This is a genomic window from Brevibacterium sp. SIMBA_078 (assembly GCF_046534565.1).
Taxonomy (GTDB): Bacteria; Actinomycetota; Actinomycetes; order Actinomycetales; family Brevibacteriaceae; genus Brevibacterium.
This window is the reverse complement of record NZ_JAWRYQ010000004.1, coordinates 99,605-121,870: the sequence shown is the minus strand read 5'-3', so window position 1 is coordinate 121,870 and position 22,266 is coordinate 99,605. Positions and strand designations below refer to the sequence as shown.

Below are 22,266 nucleotides of genomic sequence, written 5' to 3'. Positions count from 1 at the left end.
ACGGCCGCTCGACGGTTCCGCAGCCTGGGAGCGTCGGATCAGTCCCCTGCGATGGCGGCGACGAGGGCGTCGACGTCCTCGGTCGTCGTGTCGAAGGCGCACATGAGGCGGACGATGTCCTTCTCCAAGGGCCAGTCGGCGAAGGCGAACGTCTGTCGGGCACGGGCGGCCACCTCGGCGGGCATCCGGACGAACACGACGTTCGACTCAACTCTCTGCACGATCTCGATGCCGTGGACACGGCTCTGAGCGACCGCCTCGGCGAGGCTGTCCGCGAGATACAGCGCCATCTCGTTCGAGCGGGAGGCGGAGTTCCGCCACAGGTCGCCTTCGTACAGGGCGTTGAGTTGTGCGGAGAGGAAGCGCATCTTCGAGGCCAGCTGCAGATTCATCTTGCGCAGGAAGCGCATTCCGTGGCCGATGTCGGGGTTGAGGACGACGACCGCCTCTGCGCCGAGCAGGCCGTTCTTCGTCCCGCCCAGGCTGATGATGTCGACGCCGACCGCGGTCGTGATGTCGCCGAGTCCGACGCCGAGGTGGGCGGCGGCGTTGCCCAACCGGGAGCCGTCGACGTGGACGATCATGTCGAGCTCATGAGCGGTGGCCGCGATCGCGGCGATCTCGTCTGGGGTGTAGGTCGTGCCCCATTCGGTGGATTGGGAGATCGATACGGCCAACGGCTGCGCATTGTGTTCGTGGCCGCGACCGATGATCGCACCCTTGATCGTCTCGGGGGTGAGTTTGCCGTTCTCGGTCGCGACGCCGACGATCTTGAGTCCGCCGACCTTCTCCGGGGCCCCGGTCTCGTCGTAGTTGATGTGCGCCGAGGCGGCTGTGATCACCGCGGCCCAGCGCGGCAGCGCCGACTGCAGGGCAAGAACATTGGCGCCGGTGCCGTTGAAGACGGGGAACGCCTGGGCCTCGGGCCCGAAGTGGTGGGCCATGATGTCGTGGAAGCGCTGTGTCCAGGGATCTCCGCCGTAGCCGGGAGTGTGGCCGACGTTGGCCTCGGCGATGGCGGCGATGACCTCGGGGTGGACTCCGGCCCAGTTGTCGGAGCCGAAGTTGCGAGGGTGCGCCTCGGGGCTGGTGTCGACAGGTGGGGCGGCGGTGCCGGTGTCGGGGAGGATGTCCGCGGGGTTCGTCGACTGCGCTGTCTGATCAGATGTCTGGGAGTTCACGATCTCAGACTAGTACGTGGACCGCGACGCGTGCAGTGCAGTCCGGGCACGCTAATCACCGGCGGTTGTACTCAACGCCGGGGATTGCGCTCGTCACCGTCGGCCGTCGTCATCATCCGCTGTCTCTGGACCTGGGCGATGGCTTCGGCCCGTTGGAACCCGTTGCCCCCATTGTCGACGTGCACCACCGTCGCACCGGTCCACCGGCAGTCGACCGCCGATGCTCGAGTCCAGAATTCGTCCCAGTTCTCGAGCTTCCAACGATCACGCGAGAGCCCGCGAGCCTCGACCCTCCGGCGCACGGACTCTCCGTCGACAGCCACTCGCACGACGATCCACTCCGCATCCGGCCACTCGTGCGCACCGGCGTTGGCTGTGAGGAAGTCGGCATCTGGCAGGTACCGGCCGAAGGGTGCATCGAGGACGACGCTGTGCCCCAGACGCAGATTGTCCCCCGCGATCGCCAACAGCGTCTGATATTCGAGGTCCATCACCCGGTCCTGATAGACAGGGTTGTCGTCACGCCCAGCTGGATCGGTGCCTGCAATCTCGAGGAGAGCCTCGGTGAGTGGCCCGCAGACCACGTCCTTATCGAGGAAGACGGCCCCGAATTCGGCGGCAATTGCCTTACTCACGCTCGACTTCCCACTGCCGGCAGGACCGATGACGATGAAGATCTGCGGCCGCTGTGACTGACTCAATGCGCCTCCCGGCTGCGGTCCTTGACGAAGAAGCCATAGGAGATCGCACCGACGATGAGCAGAATCGCGCCGACGAGGAAGACCGAGTTGAAGTTCCCCGTCGTGTCGACGAGCCAACCGGTGACGACCGGGGCGAGGGCCGCGCCGATGAAGCCGCCGAAATTCTGGATCGCACCGAGGGAGGCAACCTGTTCGCTCGGCGCCACATCCGAAGCCAGCGTCCACAGGCAGCCGATGGGCACCTGGGAGAAGAAGTAGCCGAGGCTGAGGAGCGCGATGATCAGCGGCACGTTGTCGAGGTAGGCCGTTGGGAACACCGAGGCGGCTGCGAGGACCGCTCCGCCGACGATCGGCACCTTCCTGGCCACAATTGCGGGGCTGCCCCGACGGATGAGGACTCCGGAGAACCACCCGCCGGTGAGCACGCCGAGGACGCCCATGAGGAAGGGCAGCGCGGCGAGCCATCCGGTCTCCTGCAGGCTGAACCCGAGGTCAGTCTCGATGTAGCTCGGCAGCCAGGTGAGGTAGACCCAGACCGTGTAGAAGATGCCGAAGGCGCCGATGATCATGAAGTAGGTGTTCGGCTTGGTGAACAGCGTTCCCCAACCGACCTTCTCAGCTCCTTCGACAACGGTGTCAGCCTCGGCCGTTGTGGCCTCATCAAGCTGTTCAGCGATCTCATCGGCGGAGGCATCTGCAGAGTCGTCACCCTTGAGAATGTGTTCCTCACGCAGCGTCGGATCCCGGTAGATGCGCAGCCAGATCAGCATGACGATGATGCCCAGGGCACCTACGACGATGAACATCCCGCGCCAAGACATGGTGAGCAGCAGGAAGGTCAACAGCGGCGGGGCCAGGGCATTGGCGATCTGAGAGCCCGTGTTGACGAGTGCGATGGGGAATGCGCGTTCCTTGGCAGAGAACCACCGTTCGTTGACCTTGAGCCCGGCAGTGAAGAACGGAGACTCGGCGACGCCGAGCGCGACTCGAAGTGCGTAGAGCAGGCCGAAGGAGTTCGCGGCCGCAGTGACCATACCGACGAGCGACCAGGCCCCGGAGGCGAAGGCGAACATCTTCTTCGCCCCGAACTTGTCCACGAGGTAGCCGGCCGGAAGATTGGCGATCGCATACGGCCAGGAGAACGCCGAGAGCAGCAGACCCATCTGGGTGGCACTGAGATCGAACTCCTCGGCGATGGTGGAGTTGCCGATGCTGAGCGTCGACCGGTCGAGGTAGTTGACGATTCCGCCGATGACGAGGAGGGCGACGAAGATCCATCGGATCCGGCGCGGGTTGCTTGACTTCGCCGTGCGGCGGGGGCTGGCCACGGCGCTCATCCCTGATCTCCGCGTCCGCGCGCCGAAGCGATGGCCGCGAGCATAGTGCGGGCAGCGGTGGTGACGTCACCGTAGTCTCCGCTGCTGCGGGCCGCCTTGGTCACTGAGCTGCCGACGCCGATCGCCGCGGCACCCGCGTCGATCCACTCTGAAACGTTCTCGGGGGTCGCGCTGCCTGCGGGCAGGATCGGCGCTTGGGCCAAGGGGGCGCGGACGGTCTTGAGATATCCGGGACCCGAGATCTCGGTCGGGAACAGTTTGACGATGTCAGCACCGGCGCTGAGGGTGTCGACCACCTCGGTGGGGGTGAACGCACCGCTGATGCTCACCGCCTGGTAGCGGTTGGCGACCTCGAGCATCCCGCTGTCGAGGTTCGGGCTCACGAGCATCTGCGCACCCGCCTCGATGCAGCTGTAGGCCGACTGCGCGTCAAGGACGGTTCCTGCTCCGATGACGACGCCCTGAGCGGAGTACTCTTCGCTCAGCGCTGTGATGATGCGCTTGGCGCCGGGCACCGAGAGCGTGATCTCAAGGGCACGGATTCCGCCGGCGATCGCCGCATGGGCGACGGCGAGTGCTTCGTCTTCGGAATCGAGTCGGATGATGAGCACGGCTCCGGTGTCATGGATGGCTCGGAGGGCCTCGAACTTCGTTAACATATTCACGCACGCTATCACATATATTCACATGTCTTGGGAATCGATGTGAACATGTGTGCATTGTTGGTACTCTAGAATCGTGCCCCCACATCCGAAGCCCTCCGCCCCGCTGATTCCCGATCAGCGACAGCACGAGATCGTCGAGCTGCTCCGTGCCTCCGTGGCGCTCAGCGTGCGTGAACTCACCGAGACGATGAACGTCTCACATATGACGGTGCGTCGCGATATAGCGGCACTCGAAGAGGCGGGTCTGGTCGAATCGGTCCCTGGGGGCGTCCGGCTGATCGGCTCTCCGCGCCAGCAGACACCCGTAGAGCGGGCACCGCGCACCGAGCTCGAGACGCCGGCGAAGCAGGCGATCGCTCGAGCGGCCGCCGCTCATGTCCGTCCGGGTTCGACGGTCTTCCTCGATGCCGGGACCACCTGCGAAGCAATCGTCGAACGCCTCCTGACGATCAGCGGTATCACCGTCGTGACCAACGACTTCCTGTCGGCCATGCGGCTCATGGCCGAAAACGTCATGGCGATCCACACCGGCGGCACCATCGACAGCAACAGCGGCTCCTCGAGCGGCCCCCTGGCAGCTGCGACACTGGACGCGCTGTCGATCGACGTGGCCTTCCTCAGCGCTGGCGCCTGGGACCTCGCCCACGGGCTGACCACCTCGGAGACAGACAAGCTCACCCTCAAACGCGCGGCGGATCAGGCGGCGGAGCGCACGATTCTAGTAGCCGATTCGTCGAAGTTCGGCACTCATGCCAGGTTCAGGGCCCTCAACCTCGACGAACTCGACCTCATCATCACCGATGGCCGTCTGCCCGAGAAGGAACGCACCCGCCTCGAGGACTCCGGAATCCACCTCGAGTACGCCTGAGACCTGCGCTCCTCGGGCATCACCCACCGGCAGCTCCACAGACTCCCGTTGCACCGGGGTGTTCCGCCGCCGCCGAGACGAATTGTGCCGAATGCGGCGTTCTGCCTCCAACGGTGTGGGGCGCTCCCCACAAGTGAGGTTTGCTCCCGGTCCGGCTCAGTGCCGGAAGCAACAGGCACGAACCGATCAGGCACGGGCCGACATTCGGGTCCGAACGCGCTCGGTCCGGATGAACTCGGCCCGAACACACAACAGCGCGCCAGGAGTGCCTCCGTACATCACTTCTGACGTACGGAGGCACCTCTGGCGCGCTGGTCTCAGCTTCGACCGGACCGCGCCGGTGTCAGCCTCGGCCGGTTCGCACTGGGACTCAGCCGAGGAGTCCGCGCATGAGCTCGGCGGTCTCGGTCGGGGTCTTGCCAACCTTGACACCTGCAGCTTCGAGGGCTTCCTTCTTGGCCTGAGCGGTTCCCGAGGAGCCGGAGACGATGGCGCCGGCGTGGCCCATTGTCTTGCCCTCGGGAGCGGTGAAGCCTGCGACGTAGCCGACGACCGGCTTCGTCACGTTCTCCTTGATGAAGGCGGCTGCGCGCTCTTCGGCGTCTCCGCCGATCTCGCCGATCATGACGATGGCTTCGGTCTCCGGGTCGGCCTCGAATGCTTCGAGCGCATCGATGTGCGTGGTGCCAATGACCGGGTCTCCGCCGATGCCGATGGCGGTCGAGAAGCCGAGGTCACGCAGTTCGTACATCATCTGGTAGGTCAGGGTGCCGGACTTCGAGACGAGGCCCAGCTTGCCCTTCTTCGTGATGTTGGCCGGGATGATGCCGGCCAGCGACTCACCGGGGGTGATGATGCCCGGGCAGTTGGGTCCGATGATGCGGGTGGCGTTTCCGGCCGCCTGCGCACGGGCCCAGACCTCTGCCGAGTCCTGCACCGGGATGCCCTCGGTGATGATGACGAGCAGACCGATCTTGGCGTCGATGGCCTCGATCGCGGCGTCCTTGGAGAATGCCGGCGGCACGAAGGCCACGGACACGTCGGCACCGGTGGCTTCCATCGCCTCGGCGACGGACCCGAAGACAGGGAGTTCGACCTCGTTGCCGGCCTGGTCGTTGTGCTTCACAGTGGTGCCGGCCTTGCGGGCATTGACACCGCCGACGACGTTCGATCCGGCGGCGAGCATGCGGGCGGTGTGCTTCGAGCCCTCTCCGCCGGTGATGCCCTGGACGATGATCTTCGAATCGGAATTCAGGAAGATAGACATTGTTGTAAAGACCTTTCCTTACTTGGCAGCAGCCAGTTCGGCGGCCTTGTCGGCTCCACCGTCCATCGTGTCAGTGAGCGTGACGAGCGGGTGCGCGGCCTTCTGGAGGATGGCGCGTCCCTCTTCCACGTTGTTGCCGTCGAGGCGGACGACGAGCGGCTTGGTGGCCTGGTCGCCGAGGATCTCGAGGGCCTTGACGATGCCGTCGGCCACGGCGTCACAGGCGGTGATTCCGCCGAAGACGTTGACGAAGACGGACTTCACCTGATCATCGCCGAGGATGACGTCGAGTCCGTTGGCCATGACCTCAGCCGAGGCGCCGCCTCCGATGTCGAGGAAGTTCGCGGGCTTGACGCCGTTGTGGTTCTCACCTGCGTAGGCGACGACGTCGAGGGTCGACATGACCAGGCCCGCGCCGTTGCCGATGATTCCGACCTCACCGTCGAGCTTGACGTAGTTGAGGTCGAGCTTCTTGGCCTTGAGCTCCAGCGGGTTCTCTGCGCTGATGTCGCGCAGCTCCTCGTGCTCCTTCTGGCGGAAGTCGGCGTTGTCGTCGAGCGAGACCTTGCCGTCGAGGGCGATGATGTCACCGGCACCGGTCTTGACCAGCGGGTTGACCTCGACCAGGGTGGCGTCTTCCTTCTCGAAGACGGTCCACAGGCTGGTCAGCACGGGGGCGACCTTCGCTGCGGTCTCGGCGTCGAAGCCGGCCGCCTCGGCGATCTCTGCTGCCTTGGCATCATTGATGCCGTCGATGGCGGAGACGGGGATCTTGGCGAGCGCTTCCGGACGTTCCACGGCCAGCTGCTCGATCTCCATGCCGCCTTCCTTCGAGCACATGGCCAGATAGGTGCGGTTGGACCGATCGAGGAGGACGGAGAAGTAGTACTCCTCAGCAATGTCGGCACCCTCGGCGATCATAACCTTTTCGGTGATGTGGCCCTTGATGTCGAGTCCCAGGATGTCCTTGGCGCGAGCCTCGGCCTCATCGGGGTTCTTGGCGACCTTGACGCCGCCGGCCTTTCCACGGCCGCCGATCTTGACCTGAGACTTGACGACGACAACACCGCCGCCAAGATCTTCGGCTGCCTTCTTCGCTGCTTCTGGCGTCGTCGCGACCTGGGCCTTGAGCACGGGCACTCCGTGCTTCTCGAACAGGTCACGTGCTTGATACTCGAAAAGATCCACGTGTTTTCCTTCGTTTCTGCTGCCGGGTGGTTGGCCCCTGCAGGTTCGTTGACGGATGCAACAACCAAGGACAACCATATTCCCAAACGCACCCGTCCATCCAAACCTGCACGTTAAACGGACCCTGAGAGTAAGGAATCTCTCGTCAAAAAGTATCTTTGCCTTCAAGATTCTTGATATGGACGTAAAATCGATTCATGGACGAAGTGGATCGAATAGTCGCAGCCTGGCGACGTGAGCGTCCGGATCTCGACGTCTCCCCGATGGAGATCCTCTCCCGAGTCTCGCGGCTGGCCAGGCAGTTGGACCTGGCACGGAAGTCGAGCTTCTCCGATTACGGAATCGAGGGATGGGCCTTCGACGTGCTCTCCGCCCTCCGCCGAGCCGGTGAGCCCTATCAGCTCTCCCCCTCGACCCTGCTGCAGGAGACACTCGTCACGAGCGGCACCATGACCAATCGCATCGACCGCCTCGTCGCCCGCGGGTGGGTCGAGCGTCGCCCCGATCCGGGTGACCGCCGCGGAGTGCTCGTCCACCTCACCGACAGCGGCCGCGCCACCGTCGACTCCGCATTGGCGGATCTGCTCGTGAAGGAGCGCGAGATCCTCAGCGGTCTCACCCCCGCCGGCAGCCGCAAACTCGCCGGACTGCTGCGCGAACTGTCCACTGGCTTCGACGGCAGCGAGGACTGAACCGGTCTCCTGTCACAACTGCCCCACCACGAACCCCGACGACGAGGACTCAGCCATGCACGACTACCTCACGAATTTCCGGGGCGCACAGCCGCCTCGGCGAGAGACGATCCATGGTCGGTATGTCGACCTCGAACCGCTCGATGCGGCCGATCACGGCGATAGCCTCTTCGCCGCGGTGTCGACCGCAGAGGGGATCGACGATCGGTTCCGATACCTGCCCCAGACGCCGCAGACCGAACGCGGGGATTTCGATTCCTGGATCGCCGAGGCGGCCGACTCCTCCGATCCCCTCTTCTTCGCCGTCGTGGACCGATCCACCGGTCGGGCCGAGGGCCGGCAGGCGCTGATGCGCATCGATGCGGCCAACGGCGTCATGGAGATCGGGCACATCCTCTGGGGCCCGGCACTGTCGCGGACTCGGGCGGCCACCGAGGCGCTGTACCTCTGCGCCGATCTCGCCTTCTCCTCCGGTTTCCGTCGGTTCGAGTGGAAATGCGATGACGCGAATGCTCCGTCGAAGAAGGCCGCCGAACGCTTCGGTTTCACCTTCGAAGGGGTCTTCCGTCAGCACCTCGTGTACAAGGGCCGCAACCGCGACACCGCATGGTTCTCGATCATCGACGGCGAATGGCCGGCGCTGCGCTCTGCCTACAAAGCGTGGCTTGACGAAGCGAACTTCGATGCCTCGGGAACTCAGCTCAAGGGACTGCGCGAACTCATCGCCGAGGTTCGTCAGCGTTGAGACCTTGGGCTGGGTCGCAAACTGAGCGCCCGCGCCCGCCGCTTTCGCCGCCCCGCCGCGCGTCCACCCGGGCTCGGACCATCCCGCACATTAGGCTGGACGCGATACCACCTGGACGCTGATGACACCACGAGGAACCATGCGACTTCGCCCCCTTGCCCTGCTGTCTGCCGCTGCGATTGCTGCCACGACGACGGCCTGCGTGTCGACCCCCGAAGAGACCCGCCCGCAGCCCCGCCCCTCGGTGAGCAAGGAAGAGGTCACCCCGATCGAGACCCCCGACGATGCGCCGAAGGTGTCCATCGTCGATTCCTCCCCCGGCGGCGCGAAGGACACCGACCCGCTGTGGCAGGGCCTCGCCGAGGCGGCCGAGAAGAAGACCGAGGCCTACCTCAAGGTCTACGTGCACACCGGCAATCCCGAGGTTCCCGAGTCCGGCGAGACGACCGTGACCGCCGACAGCCCGGACAGCGTCAGTGTCACCGTCGATGCGAAGAACGTCGATGACGGCGCCTCCCCGTTCCTGCTCATCCACGGCACCTTCGACGTCGAGGAGATAGGCAACTCGGCGTACACGCTCAAGACCGTCGACGACGAAGACATCCCCGAGCTCGACCCGAAGGGCCCGAACGACGAGAAGCGCTGCACCGCCGATGACGCTCAGGACCGCATCGCCCTGGCCGCCGACGACCTCGCCGAGGATCCCGGCCGCCGCGAAGAGTTCCGCCAGCAGTGGGGTGGTTCGCCGCGCGTGTGGTGGGGCATCCAGAAGACCGCCATCAGCCTCGGCGAGGAGGGCGGAGTCGCCGGCGACTTCCTCACCGAAGCCTGCGGAGAGTTCCTCCAGTAGTCACGCCGTTCCGCTTCGCGCCCGCAGCTACTCGCCAGCCGACGCCCTGCGTGCGACGATGAGCTCATGAAGATCGCTGTCATCGGAGCTGGAATCGGCGGACTCTCGGCGGCCGTGGGGCTGCAGAGGGCCGGAGCCGAGGTCACCGTGTTCGAACGTGCCCCCGAAGTAAGGGCCGGTGGTTCGGGACTGTCGATCTTCGCCAACGGTCTTGCCGCGCTGGAGACGCTGGGCCTGCGCGAGGCCTTCGACGCCGTGACTGACTCCAGTGTCGAAGGCTTCGCCGCAGGTCAGCGTCTTGCCGACGGCCGCTGGATCGCTCAGGTGCCCAATGATTCCGTCGGTGCCCTGCGCATCGTCGACCGGGCCGACCTCCACCGCATCCTGCTCGATGCTTTGGCTCCCGGGACAGTGCGCACCGGCACCGTGGCCACGGCGACCGGCACCGACGGGACGCTGACCATCAGGGCCGGGTCCGCCGACGATTCGAGCACGACGGAATCGAACGCAGAGCGTTTCGACCTCATCATCGGCGCCGACGGCCTGCACAGCCGGGTCCGCACCGTCGTCGACGGTGAACCGGTGGCGCCGCGGTACTCCGGGTATTCCGCGTGGCGGGGCATCACCTCGGTGCCGGTGGATCTGTCCGGCGAGGCCGGGGAGTCGGTCGGGCACGGACGCCGCTTCGGCATCGCTCCGCTGGCCGACGGCCGCGTCTACTGGTTCGCTGTGGCGAATATGCCGCAGAACGCGATCTTCGCCGACGAGAAAGCCACCGTCGGGAAGATGTTCACGGGCTGGCACTCCCCCATCGCCGAGCTCATCGCCGCCACCCCCGCCGAGGAGGTCCGCCGCACCGCGATCTCCGACCTCTCCCGCCGGTTGCGTCATTATCACCGCGGCCGAGTCGTCCTCCTCGGGGATGCCGCGCATGCGATGACGCCGAACCTCGGCCAAGGCGGAGGTCAGGCCCTCGAAGACGCGGCGACGCTCACCGTCCTGCTCGCCCCGCTGATCGGGAAGTCTCCGGGATCTGAGGCGGGCCCGATCGTCTCAGTACCGCCAGACCTCGCTGCGGCACTCGGCCGCTATGACTCCCTGCGCCGCCCGCGGACGCAGTCGATCGCCCAGAAGTCTCGGCTGATGGGGCAGGTGTTCCAACTCGAATCGCCGCTGCTGGCGCGGATACGCAACGCCGTCTTCTCAGCGATTCCGTCGCGACTCATCGCCGCTCAGGCCACGAGCGTCCAGAAATGGTTACCGCCGACGGTGTGATGCGGCCAGGTTCCGGCTGCGCTGCGAGCTCACCGCCGCTGACTGTGCGGCGGGCCCGATGCTGTTGGTCGCACCTCTGTGACGCGAGTTAAGTGTGCGCACATTGCCCATCAGACGCCGGTTTTTGGCAATCTGCCCACACTTAACTCGTGCTGACCGACACCCAGCGGCTCGAAGTCGAAAGAACTGAGGTCGCTATCGGATACTCTGCGCAGAATTCAGGTCGCAATCGGATACTTTTCTCGCTCGAAAGTATCCGATTGCGACCTATAGCCGGGCGAGTGACCGTCTCGACCACTCAAGCCCGTCAATCAGTCAGGGCGCGGTTGTAGGCGTCGACGACGGCGGGCAGGAAGAAGCCCAAGAGCACGGCGATGGCGGTGACCAGGCACGCCAGCCCCAGCCACAGGGAACCGCCGATGACGCTGAAGGCGAAGACGATGACGAGCAGCTCGAAGGCGATCGCCGCCGGACGCGCCCACCGGTGCAGACGCCAGGCGCCCCGGGCCGCGGCGCCGACACCGGCCGCGAAGATGAGGAACATGACAGCCAGACCGATGAGCGAAGTCGCCAAGGGTCCGGCGGTGATCGCGGTGATCACGAACGACACCGCCGCCCCGACCAGAGCCAGCGCCTGAATGCCGAGGACGCTCACGGGCAGCAGCATCGCCCGCGGGGTCGGAACGCCGTGCCCCTCAGGTTCCGGTGAGGCACCGGACTCTGCGGCCCGGTCATTGCGTGAGCTCAAATGGTCACCCGGGCGAATCCGGGGATGAGGATCTCGTCGAGCATGCGCTCGCGCACATCCAGGGGCAGGAAGGCAGCGGTGATGGCGTTGACCGTCGCCCATTCGAGGTCGGTCTGGTTCCAGCCGGCCTCATCGACGAGCAGACGCATCTCACGTGAGACGGATGTGCCGGACATGAGTCGGTTGTCCGGGTTGATGGTGACCGCGAAGCCGAGGTCTTTCAGTCCCGTGATCGGGTGGCTGGCGATGGTGCCGCCGATGTCGGTCTGCAGGTTGGAGCTCGGGCACAGCTCGAGCGGGATCTGCTGGTCGAGGACCCAGGCGGCGAGGCTGCCGAGCTGACCCTGGCCGTCGACGATGTCCATGTCCTCGACGATGCGCGCACCATGGCCCAGGCGCTGAGCGTGGCAGATGGTGACCGCCTCGTGGATGGATTCCTTGCCGGCGGCCTCACCGGCATGGATCGTCACCGGCACATAGGCCTGGTGCAGGGCGTTGAAGGCGGAGAGGTGCGCCGACGGCGGGAAGCCGTTCTCGGGTCCGGCGATGTCGAAGCCGACGACACCGGAATCCGCGCCCTTCTCACGATGGCGGATGGCCAGTTCGGCGATCGCCAGCGAATTGTCGGCCTGACGCATGGCCGTGATGAGCTGTCCGACGCGGATGTACTTGCCCTCGGCCGCGGCCTCGGAGACACCGGCTTCCAGACCGTCCTGGACGGCTTCGACGACGGCGTCGAGTTCGAGTCCGCCTTCGAGGTGCTGTTCGGGAGCCCACCTGGCCTCGGCATAGAAGACTCCGTCGGCCACTTGGTCGAGGACCCATTCCTTGGCCACGCGGCGCAGGTTGTCCTCACTCTGCATGACCGCCACGGTGTGCGAGAACGTCTCGAGGTAGCGGACCAGGTCACCGGAGTTCGCGGACTCGGAGAACCACCGGCGCAGCGATTCGGCATCGGAGGCGGGCAGGGTGTGACCGATCGAGTCGGCCAGTTCGAGCATCGTCGACGGGCGCAGACCGCCGTCGAGATGATCGTGGAGGGAGACTTTGGGCAGCTGCAGGATGGGGTCGTCCGATGCGACGCCGGCGGGTACATTCATCACCGTCTCAGCTTATCCGATGCGGCGCGCGCGCCCCTCATCCTTTCTCCGGGTCGATCTCCCCGCTCTTGATCCGCTCGCGCAGGTCCGTGATCCCGCGTCCGGCGTCGGAGACACGGGAGAGGAATCCGTCCTCGGCGACGATGCGCACTCCCCCGTTGTCGAGTGTGCCCCAGTAGTGGCGGTCGGCGACGCGGAAGCCGCCGATCTCCTCGGGCGCCTTCTTCGGAGCGGGGGCCACCTCGTCGGGGTTCTTGCTCTGCGGCCAATCGGGGAACATCGTGCGCAGTCCGCGGCGCACGTTCGGCTCCACGGTGGCCACGATCGCCTCGGAGAATCCGCCCGCGGTCCCGTACCAGACGATCTTCGGCCGCGGCGCCTTCTCGTCCTCGTCGACTTCGGTGACGGTGTTCATCTTCATCCGCTTCTCATCGGCTGCGGTGATCACGCCCATCGCGGCCGCCGAACCGAAGGGGACGAGCACGTCGACATCGGCATCGAAGGACCGTTCGAAGTAGTCCTTCCCTGCATCGCGGGTATCCTCGATCGCCCGAGGCGCACCGTTCGCCGAGGCGGTCTCGCCCGAGGAGGAACGGTAGGACTCAGCCTTCGGCAGATCCTCGTCCTTCTCCTTGTTGTACAGATCGACGCCGGCGTCGAAGGCACGCAGGAGGCGCTGCGACTGTGGGAAGCCGTGGGCGACGACGACGCCGACCTTCCCCGTCTCCGAGGCTGTAGCCGCGGTGTAGCCGGCGATGAATGCCGGCGGAACGAGGTCGAAGTCCATGCTCAGCACGTTCTTCGGCAGGTCATCGGTGCCGCTGGAGACCCCGAGGAACAGATCATCGGGATGATCGGCGGCGAAGTCCGCGAGCTCGTCCGCTCCCCCGGGTCCGATGACCGTGGTCAGTGCACAGTCGTTTTCGTGCATCCGATCCAATGCCGCCGAGGTGGCCGCCCCACCCGAGACACGCTGGCTCGAGGTGCCCGAGAAGACCCCGGCCCCGCGAGCCAGCTCCGTTTCCTCGAGAGTGAGGGCACCGGCGGAGTGATCGTCGAAGCCGGCGGGAGCTGAGACGAGGCAGCCCAAGGTCTCCTCTTCGAGGGCTTCGGGAGTCGTGACGGAGCACCCGGTCAGCACCAGAGAACCCGCCGCGGCGATGGCGGCGATGAAGGTGCTGCGGGTGCGGAGACTCATGACATCAAGATTATCGGCCCGGCATCCCGGCCGGGTAATCAGCGTGGCCGAGCCCGGCCGCAGTCAACGGTCGATCAGCTGTCACAGCCAGGTTGCCACCGACAGCTGCCGAGTCGTCACCGGTCGCGCTCGAGGACCTTGAGCGCGGTGGCGGTGAACACTCGGGCGGCAATGGCCACAGCGCGTTCGTCGATGAGCAGATCACCTTGGTGGATGTCGTAGGTGATGCCTCCGGGAGTGCGGGTGCCCAGACGGATGAGCGCACCCGGACAGTGGGTGAGGTACCACGCGAAGTCCTCCCCGCCCATGGACTGCGGGGTCAGCTGCACAGAGTTCTCGCCGAGCTCACCGCGAACAGCGGATTCGATGAGGGTGACCTGGTCTTCGGTGTTGACCACCGGTGGAACGCCTCGGCGGTGTTCGAGGTCGACCTCGACTCCGTACGGTCCGGCGATGCGGTCGACGAGCTCGGGCAGCACCTCGGCGACCTGGTTCCAGCCGTCGACGTCGAGGCAGCGCAGGGTTCCGCGCAGGATCCCCTCGCTGGGGACGACGTTGGCGGCATGGCCGGCGCTGATCTCGCCCCACACCAGAGAGATCGCGTGCCGCGGATCGATCAGCCGGCCCAGGGTCGAGGGCAGGTCGGTGGCGAGTTTGCCCAGCGCATAGACGAGGTCTTCGGTCAGATGGGGACGGGAGGTGTGCCCGCCATGTCCGGAGAGGCGGATGATGACTGTGTCGCCGGCGGCGGTGATGGCGCCGATGCGCGAACCGACCTTACCGATGTCGACGTTCGGGTCGCAATGGACGGCATAGACCTCGGGCACATCATCGAGCACGCCCTGGGAGATCACGCGCAGCGCACCACCCGGAGTGACTTCCTCACCGGGCTGGAAGATCAGTCGCACGCGACCGCCGAGGCCGCCGGGCCGTGATTCGTGGATCTTCTGCAGGGCGATGCCCGCACCGATGAGGGAGGTCAGGTGGACGTCGTGGCCGCAGGCATGGGCGACGCCGGGAACGGTGGAACGGAATTCCTCGTCGATGAGGTCATCGACCGGCAGGGCGTCGATATCGGCTCGCAGTCCCACGGCCACCGGCCCCTCGCCGACTTCGCAGACGACCCCGGTGCCTTCGAGGCGCTGGGGACCCAGACCTGCGGCTTCGAGGCGGGCAACGATCTTGTCGGTGGTCTCGAACTCCTGGAAGGACAGTTCCGGATGGGCATGGATGTCGCGGCGGAAATCGATGAGCTCTGCACCGATCTCAGCGATTGTCGAGCTGATCACGTCGGGTCCTTCAGTGCGGGGAGGTCGGGGATGGGCGATGTCGAACATTTCAAGCAATGCTAGGCACTCGATGTCATAAATGTGCCCATTGCGACCAATTTCGACATACTTCGCGTCCTGATTCCCGCCTTCGCCGAGGCGGTCGGCCGGGATCAGAGCAGTTCGTCGAGTCCGCGCTCACCGGCGACGGACACTGCCTTCTTCACATCCTGGGCGTGAGAGCGGGAGGTGATGAGGAGGACGTCGTCGGTGTCGACGACGACGAGGTCTTCGAGTCCGACGATCGCCACCGTCCTCGGCCCTTCGGAGATCACGACTCCCGAGGCATCGACTTCGAGCAGGTCGGTGTTCCCGCCGATCGAGATCACTCCGCGCGGCTCCCCGGGAACCGGCTGCCGCAGTCGGGCCACCGAGTCGAAGTCGCCGACGTCGTCCCAGCCGAAGTCACCGGGGATGACGATGACCCGACCGGCCGCAGCCGCGGGTTCGGCCACCACATAGTCGATGGCTCGCTTCTCCAGTCCGGGCCACACGGCGCGCAGCACCTCGTCGTGGTCGGGGGTGTCCCAGGCCTCGGCGATCCTTGCCAGCCCCGAATAGAGGGGCGGGTCCTCCTCGGCGAGGATGTCGAGCAGAGAGGAGGCCTTGGCGATGAACATGCCCGCGTTCCAGCGGTAGCGCCCGGAGTTCACATACTGACGGGCGGTGCTCGCCTCCGGCTTCTCCGCGAATGCCAGCGCCCGCCTGGCCGTCGGTGCTCCCTCGAGACCGAGCAGGTCACCGGTCTCGATATAGCCGTAGGCGGTGGCGGGATTGCGGGGCATGATGCCGATGGTGACGATGTCGCCGGTCTCCGCGGCGGCCACGGCCTGGTCGATGACGAGGCGGAACTCGTCGACGTTCGTGATCGAATGGTCGGCGGAGAACGAGCCGACGATGGCATCGGGGTCTTCGCGGGCGATGATCATGGCGGCCAGTCCGATGGCGGCGGCCGAGTCCTTCGGGGAGGGTTCGGTGATGATCTGGGCGCGGGCGATATGCGGCAGCTGTTCGGCGACCTGATCGAAGTGGCTCTCACCGGTGACGACCCAGACCCTGTCTTCGCCGACGATCGGCGCGACCCGGTCCCAGGTGGCCTGGATGAGGCTGCGGCCGAGGCCGAGGACATCGTGGAGGAACTTCGGCGTCGCCCGGCGAGACAGCGGCCACAGGCGCGTTCCGGATCCGCCGGCGGGGATGATGGCGTGGAAGTGCGTGTTCACGATTTCAGTGTCTCAGAGTTCGGGCACACGTTCCCCGAGGTTGCCCGCCGTGTCGGATGAGCCGATCCTCACGGCTCCGGTGGGGATCTCCCCACCTCAGGGCCGCCTCGGTGATGGTCTGCCTGAATACCTGGGCCGTCCAGGTCAGGACGGGAGCGAGACAATTTAGAACACACGACTGTGATGTAATTGAAATTTCGTGAGACGCGAAATCCCAGTTTTGAGGGAATTGCCAGGGTTGCGGTGTGATCCGGGACGCTCAGCCGTGTCTCGACTGGCACGGAAGCGGTCTTCGGCGTAGTTTCTAGACGTACACACCCGAATATTCAAGATGGAGGATGCTCCGTGGCCAAAGCGTCTACGGGCACTCTGTACCGAGGAAACGAAGGAATGTGGTCCTGGGTCGCGCATCGCGTCACAGGCGTCGGAATCTTCTTCTTCCTTCTGGTCCACGTGCTCGATACTGCACTCGTCCGCGTCTCGCCCGAGGCCTACAACGCAGTGATCGGAACCTATAAGACACCGGTCATGGCATTCGGTGAGATCGCGCTCGTCGCCGCAATCGCATTCCATGCGTTCAACGGTCTGCGCGTCATTCTCGTCGATTTCTCGAAGAGTGGCCCGAAAAATCAGAAGAAGCTGTTCTGGGGAGTCATGGTTGTGTGGCTCATCATCATGATCGCCTTCATTCCCCGCCAGCTGATGCACACCTTCGGAGGCTGACATGAGCACAACATCCATTCCGGCTCCGCGGACCGGCTACTCCCGGCACAAGTCGACGCGTTCGAAGTTCGAGATGTTCGCATGGCTGTTCATGCGCATCTCCGGCGTCGTGCTCGTCATCCTCATCTTCGGCCACCTGTTCGTGAATCTGTGGGCCGGCGACGGCGTCCAGGCCATCGACTTCGGCTTCGTCGCAGGCAAGTGGGCCAGCCCGTTCTGGCAGATCTGGGATCTGCTCATGCTGTGGCTGGCGATGCTGCACGGCACCAACGGTCTGCGCACCATCATCATGGACTACTCCGAGAAGCCCGGCACGCGCATGTCCCTGCAGGTGATCCTCTACATCGCCTCGGTCATCGTCATCGTGCTCGGCACGCTCGTCATCTTCACGTTCGATCCCTGCCCGGCCGGAGCGGACCCCTCGGTCCTGGCTGAGTTCTGCAAGGCCTAAAGGAGAAACATGCAGGTACATCATTACGACGTCGTCATCGTCGGTGCCGGCGGCGCCGGCATGCGTGCGGCGATCGAGTCGGGCCAGCGTGCCCGCACCGCCGTTCTCACCAAGCTCTACCCCACCCGTTCGCACACCGGTGCCGCCCAGGGCGGAATGTGCGCCGCGCTGGCGAACGTGGAAGAGGACAACTGGGAATGGCACACCTTCGACACCGTCAAGGGCGGTGACTACCTGGTCGACCAGGACGCCGCCGAGGTGATGGCCAAGGAAGCCATCGACGCCGTCCTCGATCTCGAGAAGATGGGGCTGCCGTTCAACCGCACCCCCGAAGGCAAGATCGACCAGCGCCGCTTCGGCGGTCACACCCGGGACCACGGCAAGTCCGCAGTGCGCCGCTCCTGCTACGCCGCCGACCGCACCGGTCACATGATCCTCCAGACCCTGTACCAACAGTGCGTCAAGCACGGCGTGGAGTTCTACAACGAGTTCTACGTCCTCGATCTCCTCATGACCGAGGTCGACGGGGTCCAGCGTCCGGCGGGCGTCGTGTCCTACGAACTGGCCACCGGTGAGATCCACGTCTTCCAGGCCAAGTCGGTCGTCTTCGCCACCGGCGGTGTCGGCAAGGTCTTCAAGACCACCTCGAACGCACACACCCTGACCGGTGACGGCATGGCCGTGACTTACAACCGCGGAATTCCGCTGGAGGACATGGAGTTCTTCCAGTTCCACCCGACGGGCCTCGCCGGCCTAGGCATCCTGCTCTCCGAGGCGGCTCGTGGTGAGGGCGGCATCCTCCGCAACTCCGAGGGTGAGCGCTTCATGGAGCGCTACGCCCCCACGATCAAGGACCTCGCTCCGCGTGACATCGTGGCCCGCTCGATGGCCAACGAAGTGCGTGAGGGCCGCGGCTGCGGACCGAACAAGGACTACGTCCTGCTCGACCTCACCCACCTCGAGCCCTCGCACATCGACGAGAAGCTGCCGGACATCACCGAGTTCGCCCGCACCTACCTCGGTGTGGAGCCCTACACGGAGCCGGTGCCGGTCTTCCCGACCGCGCACTACGCGATGGGCGGCATCCCGACGAACATCGAAGCCGAAGTCCTCGCGGACAACGACACCGTCATCCCCGGCCTCTACGCCGCCGGTGAATGCGCCTGCGTGTCGGTGCACGGTTCGAACCGTCTGGGCACGAACTCGCTGCTCGACATCAACGTCTTCGGAAAGCGCGCCGGCATCGCCGCCGCGGAATACGCGAAGACCGCCGAGTCCGTCGAACTGCCCGAGAACCCGGCGAACGACGTCGTCGAGATGCTCGAGAAGATGCGCACCTCGGACGGCACCGAACGCATCGCAGCGATCCGCAAGGATCTGCAGGACATCATGGACGCCAACGTGCAGGTGTTCCGCACCGACGAGACTCTGCGTGAAGCACTCGACGAGATCGCCAAGCTGCGCGAGCGCTACAACAACGTGGGCATCCAGGACCGCGGCAAGCGCTACAACCTCGATCTGCTCGAGGCCGTCGAGCTCGGCTTCCTGCTCGAGCTCGCCGAGGTCATCTCCGTCGCCGCGATCCACCGCAAGGAATCGCGTGGAGGACACTTCCGCGAGGACTTCCCGGATCGTGACGACGAGAAATTCATGCACCACACGATGACCTACCTCGATCCCGAAGCGGAGACCGACGGCATCAAGGGCATGCGTCTTGAGACGAAGCCCGTCATCGTCACCCGTTACCAGCCGATGGAGCGTAAGTACTGATGAGCACCGATACCACCCCAGAGCCAGCGTCGAAGATCGACCTGCCGACACATGTGTCAGGCGAAGGCGGGTCCATCCCGTCCTTCGACTGCACCTTCCGGATCGCTCGCTTCGACCCCGAGGTCGATTCGGAGCCGCACTGGGAGGAATACAGCATCACGATGTACGGCACCGACCGTGTGCTGGATGCTCTCCACAAGATCAAGTGGGAGATCGACGGTTCGCTGTCCTTCCGCCGGTCCTGCGCCCACGGCGTCTGCGGTTCCGATGCGATGCGCATCAACGGCCGCAACCGCCTGGCCTGCAAGACTCTGCTCAAGGACCTCGACACGTCCAAGCCGATCACTGTCGAGGCGATCAAGGGCCTTCCGCTCGAGAAGGACATGATCGTCGACATGGAGCCCTTCTTCCAGTCGTACCGCGAGGTCATGCCGTTCCTCGTCACCTCGGGACACGAGCCCACACGTGAGCGTCTGCAGTCGGCCGAACAGCGTGCGGCTTTCGACGACACCACGAAGTGCATCCTCTGCGCTGCGTGCACCTCGTCGTGCCCCGTGTTCTGGACCGACGGCCAGTACTTCGGTCCTGCCGCGATCGTCAACGCGCACCGTTTCATCTTCGATTCGCGTGACGAAGGCGGAGACATGCGCCTCGAGGTCCTCAACGACAAGGAAGGCGTGTGGCGCTGCCGCACCACCTTCAACTGCACCGAGGCCTGCCCTCGTGGCATCGAGATCACCAAGGCCATCGCCGAGGTGAAGCAGGCGATCCTGCAGCGCGCGTTCTGATCGCGCCAGTCCGATCCCGACTGCAGCGGCCCCGCACCACACGGTGCGGGGCCGCTTTCGTGTGTCCCGCCTCGGTGGGTGTGGGGGTCGTCGCTTCGACCGTGCTCCAGCCGGATTTCGGTACACAATTCTCTCTAATGCACAGTGAGGAACCTGAGCAGTCCAAAAGAATCTGTACCAAAAGCTCACTCGAGCCGATGGGAGGGCACCCCTGCCGGTGGGGACGCCTCGGCGAGGGGGGGGGTGCCGCCTCGGTGATTGCTCGTCCCAGTGAGGGAATCCTGAGGACGAGCTGCTTGCGGCGAAAGTAGAATGGTGCGCATGCGTTTCACCGGCTCGACTGCTTCCTCACTACGCGCCCTGCCCCTGAGCATCCTCGGCTTCGCCGCCGCACTGCTGATGGTCGCCGCGCAGCTCGTCCACTCCCCCGCCCCCGCACACGCGGTGCCGCAGCCGGCGGAGTCGACAGCACCGGCGTATGTCAGTCCAGAGGACCTCGGTGACGGTGCGAAGCCGCCGAAGCCGACGGGCACGTCCTGGCTTGTCGGCGACCTCGACTCCGGGGAGCTGCATGTGGCGAAGAATGTGGAGAAGCGGCACGCTCCGGCGTCGACGATCAAACTGCTCACGGCACTGGCGCTCGTCGACGAGTTCGACGACAAGAAGAAGAAAGTGACCGCCGAGTTCGAGGACATGGAAGTCGATGGGACGAAGGTCGGTCTCATGCAGACGAACAAGTACTCCATCGATCTGCTCTTCCACGCCATGCTCATGTCGAGCGCCAATGACGCTGCGAATGCTCTGGGCCGGGCAGCAGGCGGGCAGGACAAGGCCGTGAAGCTGATGAACGAGAAGGCCGCTGAGCTGGGCATGTCGAATACGCAGGCGAAGAACACCTCGGGACTCGATGCAAAGGGCCAGTACACGACCGCTGAGGATCTCATGAAGCTCGCGTGGGCGGTGTGCGAAGACGACTACCTGATGAAGGTCATCGGCACGGAGACGTTCAAATTCCCGGGCGGAAAGAACCCGCAGACGAAAGAGAAGTTCAAGGGCTACGAGATCCAGAACCATACGAAGATCGTCGGCCAGGTCGACGGCGGGCTGGGCCTGAAGAATGGGTTCACTCGGGCTGCGAAGGGCTCGTACGTGGCCGTGGCTGAGCGTGACGGGCACCGTGTGGTCGCGACGATGCTCGGCATCGACAACAACTCTCGCCAGGTGGCCGTGGACCTGCTCGATTGGGATTTCGCCCAGAAGGACCCGAAATCGCTGCAGACCGTGCCCGTCGGGGTTCAGGCCACCGCCGAGGCGGCCCCTACCGCCACTGGCAGCTCGAGTGATGCAGGGGGTGCCGAATCGGATTCGAGCGGAGCGACGGAATCCCGGAAGTCCGATGAGTCGGAGTCATCCATGGCGTCCCAGACCGTCGGTGCAGCACTGGACAATCCCCTGGCGCTCGTCGTCCTGGCCGGTGGGGTCGTGCTCTTCATCGCCACGGTGATCCTGTGGCTGCGGCTCCGGGCGCGGATGCAGGGCCGACGATAGGGGCATTCAGAGCCTCCTCGGCCAGAGGCCGGCAAAAACGATTTGCAGGTCCACCACGGCGAGAGGATCAACGGTAAGGTTCGGTGCCGCCTCGGCGAGATGGCCGGAGGTAAGGTCGGTCGACCTGAGCCTAGGGTTCTGACCTCAATTGGACAACGTCGACATAGACGCGTTACGCTTACAACTTGCGTTCGAAGTTGTCCGCATTCATCGAACTGATCGTTGCGTTGCTCCTGACGACAAGCTTTTGAAGTCGTAGGCCCCGATCATGGTTCGACTTTGCAGATGAATGTTCCGGACACTGTGTCTCTTCGAATCGCAGATCCCCATGGCGACCACCCAATCGCCGTATTGAGAACCTGAAGAATAGCGCGCGTCGTTGCCTGCTATTCACAACTGAAGAAAGGAGGGAACCATGTCTGAGTTCCCACAGTGGGTCCAACGCGGGCTCGCACACGCAGGAATGATCGATCCCCGGATCAGCCGTCAGGCTCCCGGTGAGATCACGATCGAAGATGCGACCGGCCGTGTTGTGCTGTTCACCGGCACCTCGCTGCGTGAGATCACGCCGATGGCCGCCGCCTGATACGAACCTCGGTCACCCTGATCTGCAGGGATCA

Annotated in this window: 22 protein-coding genes; 11 read left to right on the top strand and 11 right to left on the bottom strand. The window is 65.0% G+C overall.

Annotated elements, in window-relative coordinates; translation table 11 throughout:
- Positions 1-38 precede the first annotated feature (38 nt).
- From SB749_RS15400 to SB749_RS15385, 4 genes are all read right to left on the bottom strand, one after another.
- Positions 39-1,181: a threonine aldolase family protein gene (locus SB749_RS15400; protein ID WP_410711083.1), complete on the bottom strand. Its 1,143-nt coding sequence runs from the start codon at positions 1,179-1,181 to the stop codon at positions 39-41.
- Positions 1,182-1,252: 71 nt separating this feature from the next.
- Positions 1,253-1,882, bottom strand: coding sequence for an AAA family ATPase (locus SB749_RS15395; protein ID WP_410711082.1), 630 nt, complete (start codon positions 1,880-1,882; stop codon positions 1,253-1,255).
- Entirely contained in the window at positions 1,879-3,219 is a 1,341-nt protein-coding gene (locus SB749_RS15390) for an MFS transporter (protein WP_410711081.1), read from the bottom strand. Before SB749_RS15390 ends, SB749_RS15395 begins: the two co-directional genes overlap by 4 nt.
- Complete coding sequence (locus SB749_RS15385) at positions 3,216-3,878, bottom strand: bifunctional 4-hydroxy-2-oxoglutarate aldolase/2-dehydro-3-deoxy-phosphogluconate aldolase (RefSeq protein ID WP_173151989.1); 663 nt, start codon at positions 3,876-3,878, stop codon at positions 3,216-3,218. The genes SB749_RS15390 and SB749_RS15385 overlap by 4 nt, the downstream gene beginning before the upstream one ends.
- A 79-nt stretch (positions 3,879-3,957) precedes the next feature.
- On the opposite strand from SB749_RS15385, the gene SB749_RS15380 reads away from it, so the two are divergent.
- Positions 3,958-4,752 carry a DeoR/GlpR family DNA-binding transcription regulator gene (locus SB749_RS15380; protein ID WP_410711080.1) on the top strand — a complete coding sequence of 265 codons (795 nt, stop codon included), beginning with the start codon at positions 3,958-3,960 and terminating at the stop codon, positions 4,750-4,752.
- Positions 4,753-5,122: 370 nt separating this feature from the next.
- Here SB749_RS15380 and sucD read toward each other — a convergent pair whose 3' ends face one another.
- Together sucD and sucC are read right to left on the bottom strand one after the other, a co-directional pair.
- The gene (gene sucD / locus SB749_RS15375; RefSeq protein ID WP_139468939.1) at positions 5,123-6,019 is read right to left on the bottom strand and encodes a succinate--CoA ligase subunit alpha; all 897 of its coding nucleotides are present in this window, start codon (positions 6,017-6,019) and stop codon (positions 5,123-5,125) included.
- Between the two features lie 18 nt (positions 6,020-6,037).
- Entirely contained in the window at positions 6,038-7,207 is a 1,170-nt protein-coding gene (sucC, locus tag SB749_RS15370) for an ADP-forming succinate--CoA ligase subunit beta (protein WP_410711079.1), read from the bottom strand.
- A 197-nt stretch (positions 7,208-7,404) separates the two neighbouring features.
- Between sucC and SB749_RS15365 the strand changes: the two genes are divergently transcribed.
- From SB749_RS15365 to SB749_RS15350, 4 genes are all read left to right on the top strand, one after another.
- Positions 7,405-7,899 carry a MarR family winged helix-turn-helix transcriptional regulator gene (locus SB749_RS15365; RefSeq protein ID WP_101594132.1) on the top strand — a complete coding sequence of 165 codons (495 nt, stop codon included), beginning with the start codon at positions 7,405-7,407 and terminating at the stop codon, positions 7,897-7,899.
- Between the two features lie 55 nt (positions 7,900-7,954).
- Positions 7,955-8,644 (top strand): GNAT family N-acetyltransferase, encoded by a 690-nt coding sequence (locus tag SB749_RS15360; protein WP_410711078.1) that lies wholly within the window; start codon positions 7,955-7,957, stop codon positions 8,642-8,644.
- A gap of 139 nt (positions 8,645-8,783) precedes the next feature.
- Positions 8,784-9,494, top strand: coding sequence for a hypothetical protein (locus tag SB749_RS15355; RefSeq protein WP_410711077.1), 711 nt, complete (start codon positions 8,784-8,786; stop codon positions 9,492-9,494).
- A gap of 66 nt (positions 9,495-9,560) precedes the next feature.
- Positions 9,561-10,769 (top strand): FAD-dependent monooxygenase, encoded by a 1,209-nt coding sequence (locus SB749_RS15350; protein ID WP_410711076.1) that lies wholly within the window; start codon positions 9,561-9,563, stop codon positions 10,767-10,769.
- A 307-nt stretch (positions 10,770-11,076) separates the two neighbouring features.
- On the opposite strand, the gene SB749_RS15345 is transcribed toward SB749_RS15350, so the two are convergent.
- The 5 genes from SB749_RS15345 to SB749_RS15325 form a co-directional block, all read right to left on the bottom strand.
- The gene (locus SB749_RS15345; protein WP_410711075.1) at positions 11,077-11,517 is read right to left on the bottom strand and encodes a hypothetical protein; all 441 of its coding nucleotides are present in this window, start codon (positions 11,515-11,517) and stop codon (positions 11,077-11,079) included.
- Positions 11,514-12,617: an adenosine deaminase gene (locus tag SB749_RS15340; RefSeq protein WP_139470381.1), complete on the bottom strand. Its 1,104-nt coding sequence runs from the start codon at positions 12,615-12,617 to the stop codon at positions 11,514-11,516. Before SB749_RS15340 ends, SB749_RS15345 begins: the two co-directional genes overlap by 4 nt.
- A 37-nt stretch (positions 12,618-12,654) precedes the next feature.
- Complete coding sequence (locus SB749_RS15335) at positions 12,655-13,815, bottom strand: BMP family lipoprotein (RefSeq protein WP_410711074.1); 1,161 nt, start codon at positions 13,813-13,815, stop codon at positions 12,655-12,657.
- A gap of 116 nt (positions 13,816-13,931) precedes the next feature.
- On the bottom strand, positions 13,932-15,104 hold the full coding sequence (locus SB749_RS15330; RefSeq protein ID WP_410711073.1) for an amidohydrolase: 1,173 nt from the start codon (positions 15,102-15,104) through the stop codon (positions 13,932-13,934).
- A 152-nt stretch (positions 15,105-15,256) separates the two neighbouring features.
- On the bottom strand, positions 15,257-16,366 hold the full coding sequence (locus tag SB749_RS15325) for a mannose-1-phosphate guanylyltransferase (RefSeq protein WP_410711072.1): 1,110 nt from the start codon (positions 16,364-16,366) through the stop codon (positions 15,257-15,259).
- A gap of 345 nt (positions 16,367-16,711) precedes the next feature.
- On the opposite strand from SB749_RS15325, the gene sdhC reads away from it, so the two are divergent.
- The 6 genes from sdhC (at position 16,712) to SB749_RS15295 (ending at position 22,232) form a co-directional block, all read left to right on the top strand.
- Positions 16,712-17,089, top strand: coding sequence for a succinate dehydrogenase, cytochrome b556 subunit (sdhC, locus tag SB749_RS15320; RefSeq protein ID WP_081770431.1), 378 nt, complete (start codon positions 16,712-16,714; stop codon positions 17,087-17,089).
- A gap of 1 nt (position 17,090) precedes the next feature.
- Positions 17,091-17,540, top strand: a complete 450-nt coding sequence (locus SB749_RS15315; RefSeq protein WP_025778711.1) for a succinate dehydrogenase hydrophobic membrane anchor subunit — start codon at positions 17,091-17,093, stop codon at positions 17,538-17,540.
- Positions 17,541-17,549: 9 nt separating this feature from the next.
- Entirely contained in the window at positions 17,550-19,310 is a 1,761-nt protein-coding gene (gene sdhA, locus SB749_RS15310) for a succinate dehydrogenase flavoprotein subunit (protein ID WP_410711071.1), read from the top strand.
- Positions 19,310-20,098, top strand: coding sequence for a succinate dehydrogenase iron-sulfur subunit (locus SB749_RS15305; protein WP_101546859.1), 789 nt, complete (start codon positions 19,310-19,312; stop codon positions 20,096-20,098). The genes sdhA and SB749_RS15305 overlap by 1 nt, the downstream gene beginning before the upstream one ends.
- 321 nt (positions 20,099-20,419) lie before the next feature.
- On the top strand, positions 20,420-21,646 hold the full coding sequence (locus tag SB749_RS15300) for a D-alanyl-D-alanine carboxypeptidase family protein (protein ID WP_410711070.1): 1,227 nt from the start codon (positions 20,420-20,422) through the stop codon (positions 21,644-21,646).
- 415 nt (positions 21,647-22,061) lie between these two features.
- Entirely contained in the window at positions 22,062-22,232 is a 171-nt protein-coding gene (locus tag SB749_RS15295; protein ID WP_155807412.1) for a hypothetical protein, read from the top strand.
- Positions 22,233-22,266: the final 34 nt, after the last annotated feature.

Excerpts from the sequence above, each read along its gene's own strand:
- SB749_RS15360 (WP_410711078.1), top strand. The coding sequence starts at position 7,955 with ATGCACGACTACCTCACGAATTTCCGGGGCGCACAGCCGCCTCGGCGA.
- SB749_RS15365 (WP_101594132.1), top strand. The coding sequence starts at position 7,405 with ATGGACGAAGTGGATCGAATAGTCGCAGCCTGGCGACGTGAGCGTCCG.
- SB749_RS15335 (WP_410711074.1), bottom strand. The coding sequence starts at position 13,815 with ATGAGTCTCCGCACCCGCAGCACCTTCATCGCCGCCATCGCCGCGGCG.
- SB749_RS15340 (WP_139470381.1), bottom strand. The coding sequence starts at position 12,617 with ATGAATGTACCCGCCGGCGTCGCATCGGACGACCCCATCCTGCAGCTG.
- SB749_RS15390 (WP_410711081.1), bottom strand. The coding sequence starts at position 3,219 with ATGAGCGCCGTGGCCAGCCCCCGCCGCACGGCGAAGTCAAGCAACCCG.
- SB749_RS15300 (WP_410711070.1), top strand. The coding sequence starts at position 20,420 with ATGCGTTTCACCGGCTCGACTGCTTCCTCACTACGCGCCCTGCCCCTG.
- SB749_RS15315 (WP_025778711.1), top strand. The coding sequence starts at position 17,091 with ATGAGCACAACATCCATTCCGGCTCCGCGGACCGGCTACTCCCGGCAC.
- SB749_RS15355 (WP_410711077.1), top strand. The coding sequence starts at position 8,784 with ATGCGACTTCGCCCCCTTGCCCTGCTGTCTGCCGCTGCGATTGCTGCC.
- SB749_RS15350 (WP_410711076.1), top strand. The coding sequence starts at position 9,561 with ATGAAGATCGCTGTCATCGGAGCTGGAATCGGCGGACTCTCGGCGGCC.
- SB749_RS15305 (WP_101546859.1), top strand. The coding sequence starts at position 19,310 with ATGAGCACCGATACCACCCCAGAGCCAGCGTCGAAGATCGACCTGCCG.
- sdhA (WP_410711071.1), top strand. The coding sequence starts at position 17,550 with ATGCAGGTACATCATTACGACGTCGTCATCGTCGGTGCCGGCGGCGCC.
- SB749_RS15295 (WP_155807412.1), top strand. The coding sequence starts at position 22,062 with ATGTCTGAGTTCCCACAGTGGGTCCAACGCGGGCTCGCACACGCAGGA.
- SB749_RS15385 (WP_173151989.1), bottom strand. The coding sequence starts at position 3,878 with ATGTTAACGAAGTTCGAGGCCCTCCGAGCCATCCATGACACCGGAGCC.
- sucD (WP_139468939.1), bottom strand. The coding sequence starts at position 6,019 with ATGTCTATCTTCCTGAATTCCGATTCGAAGATCATCGTCCAGGGCATC.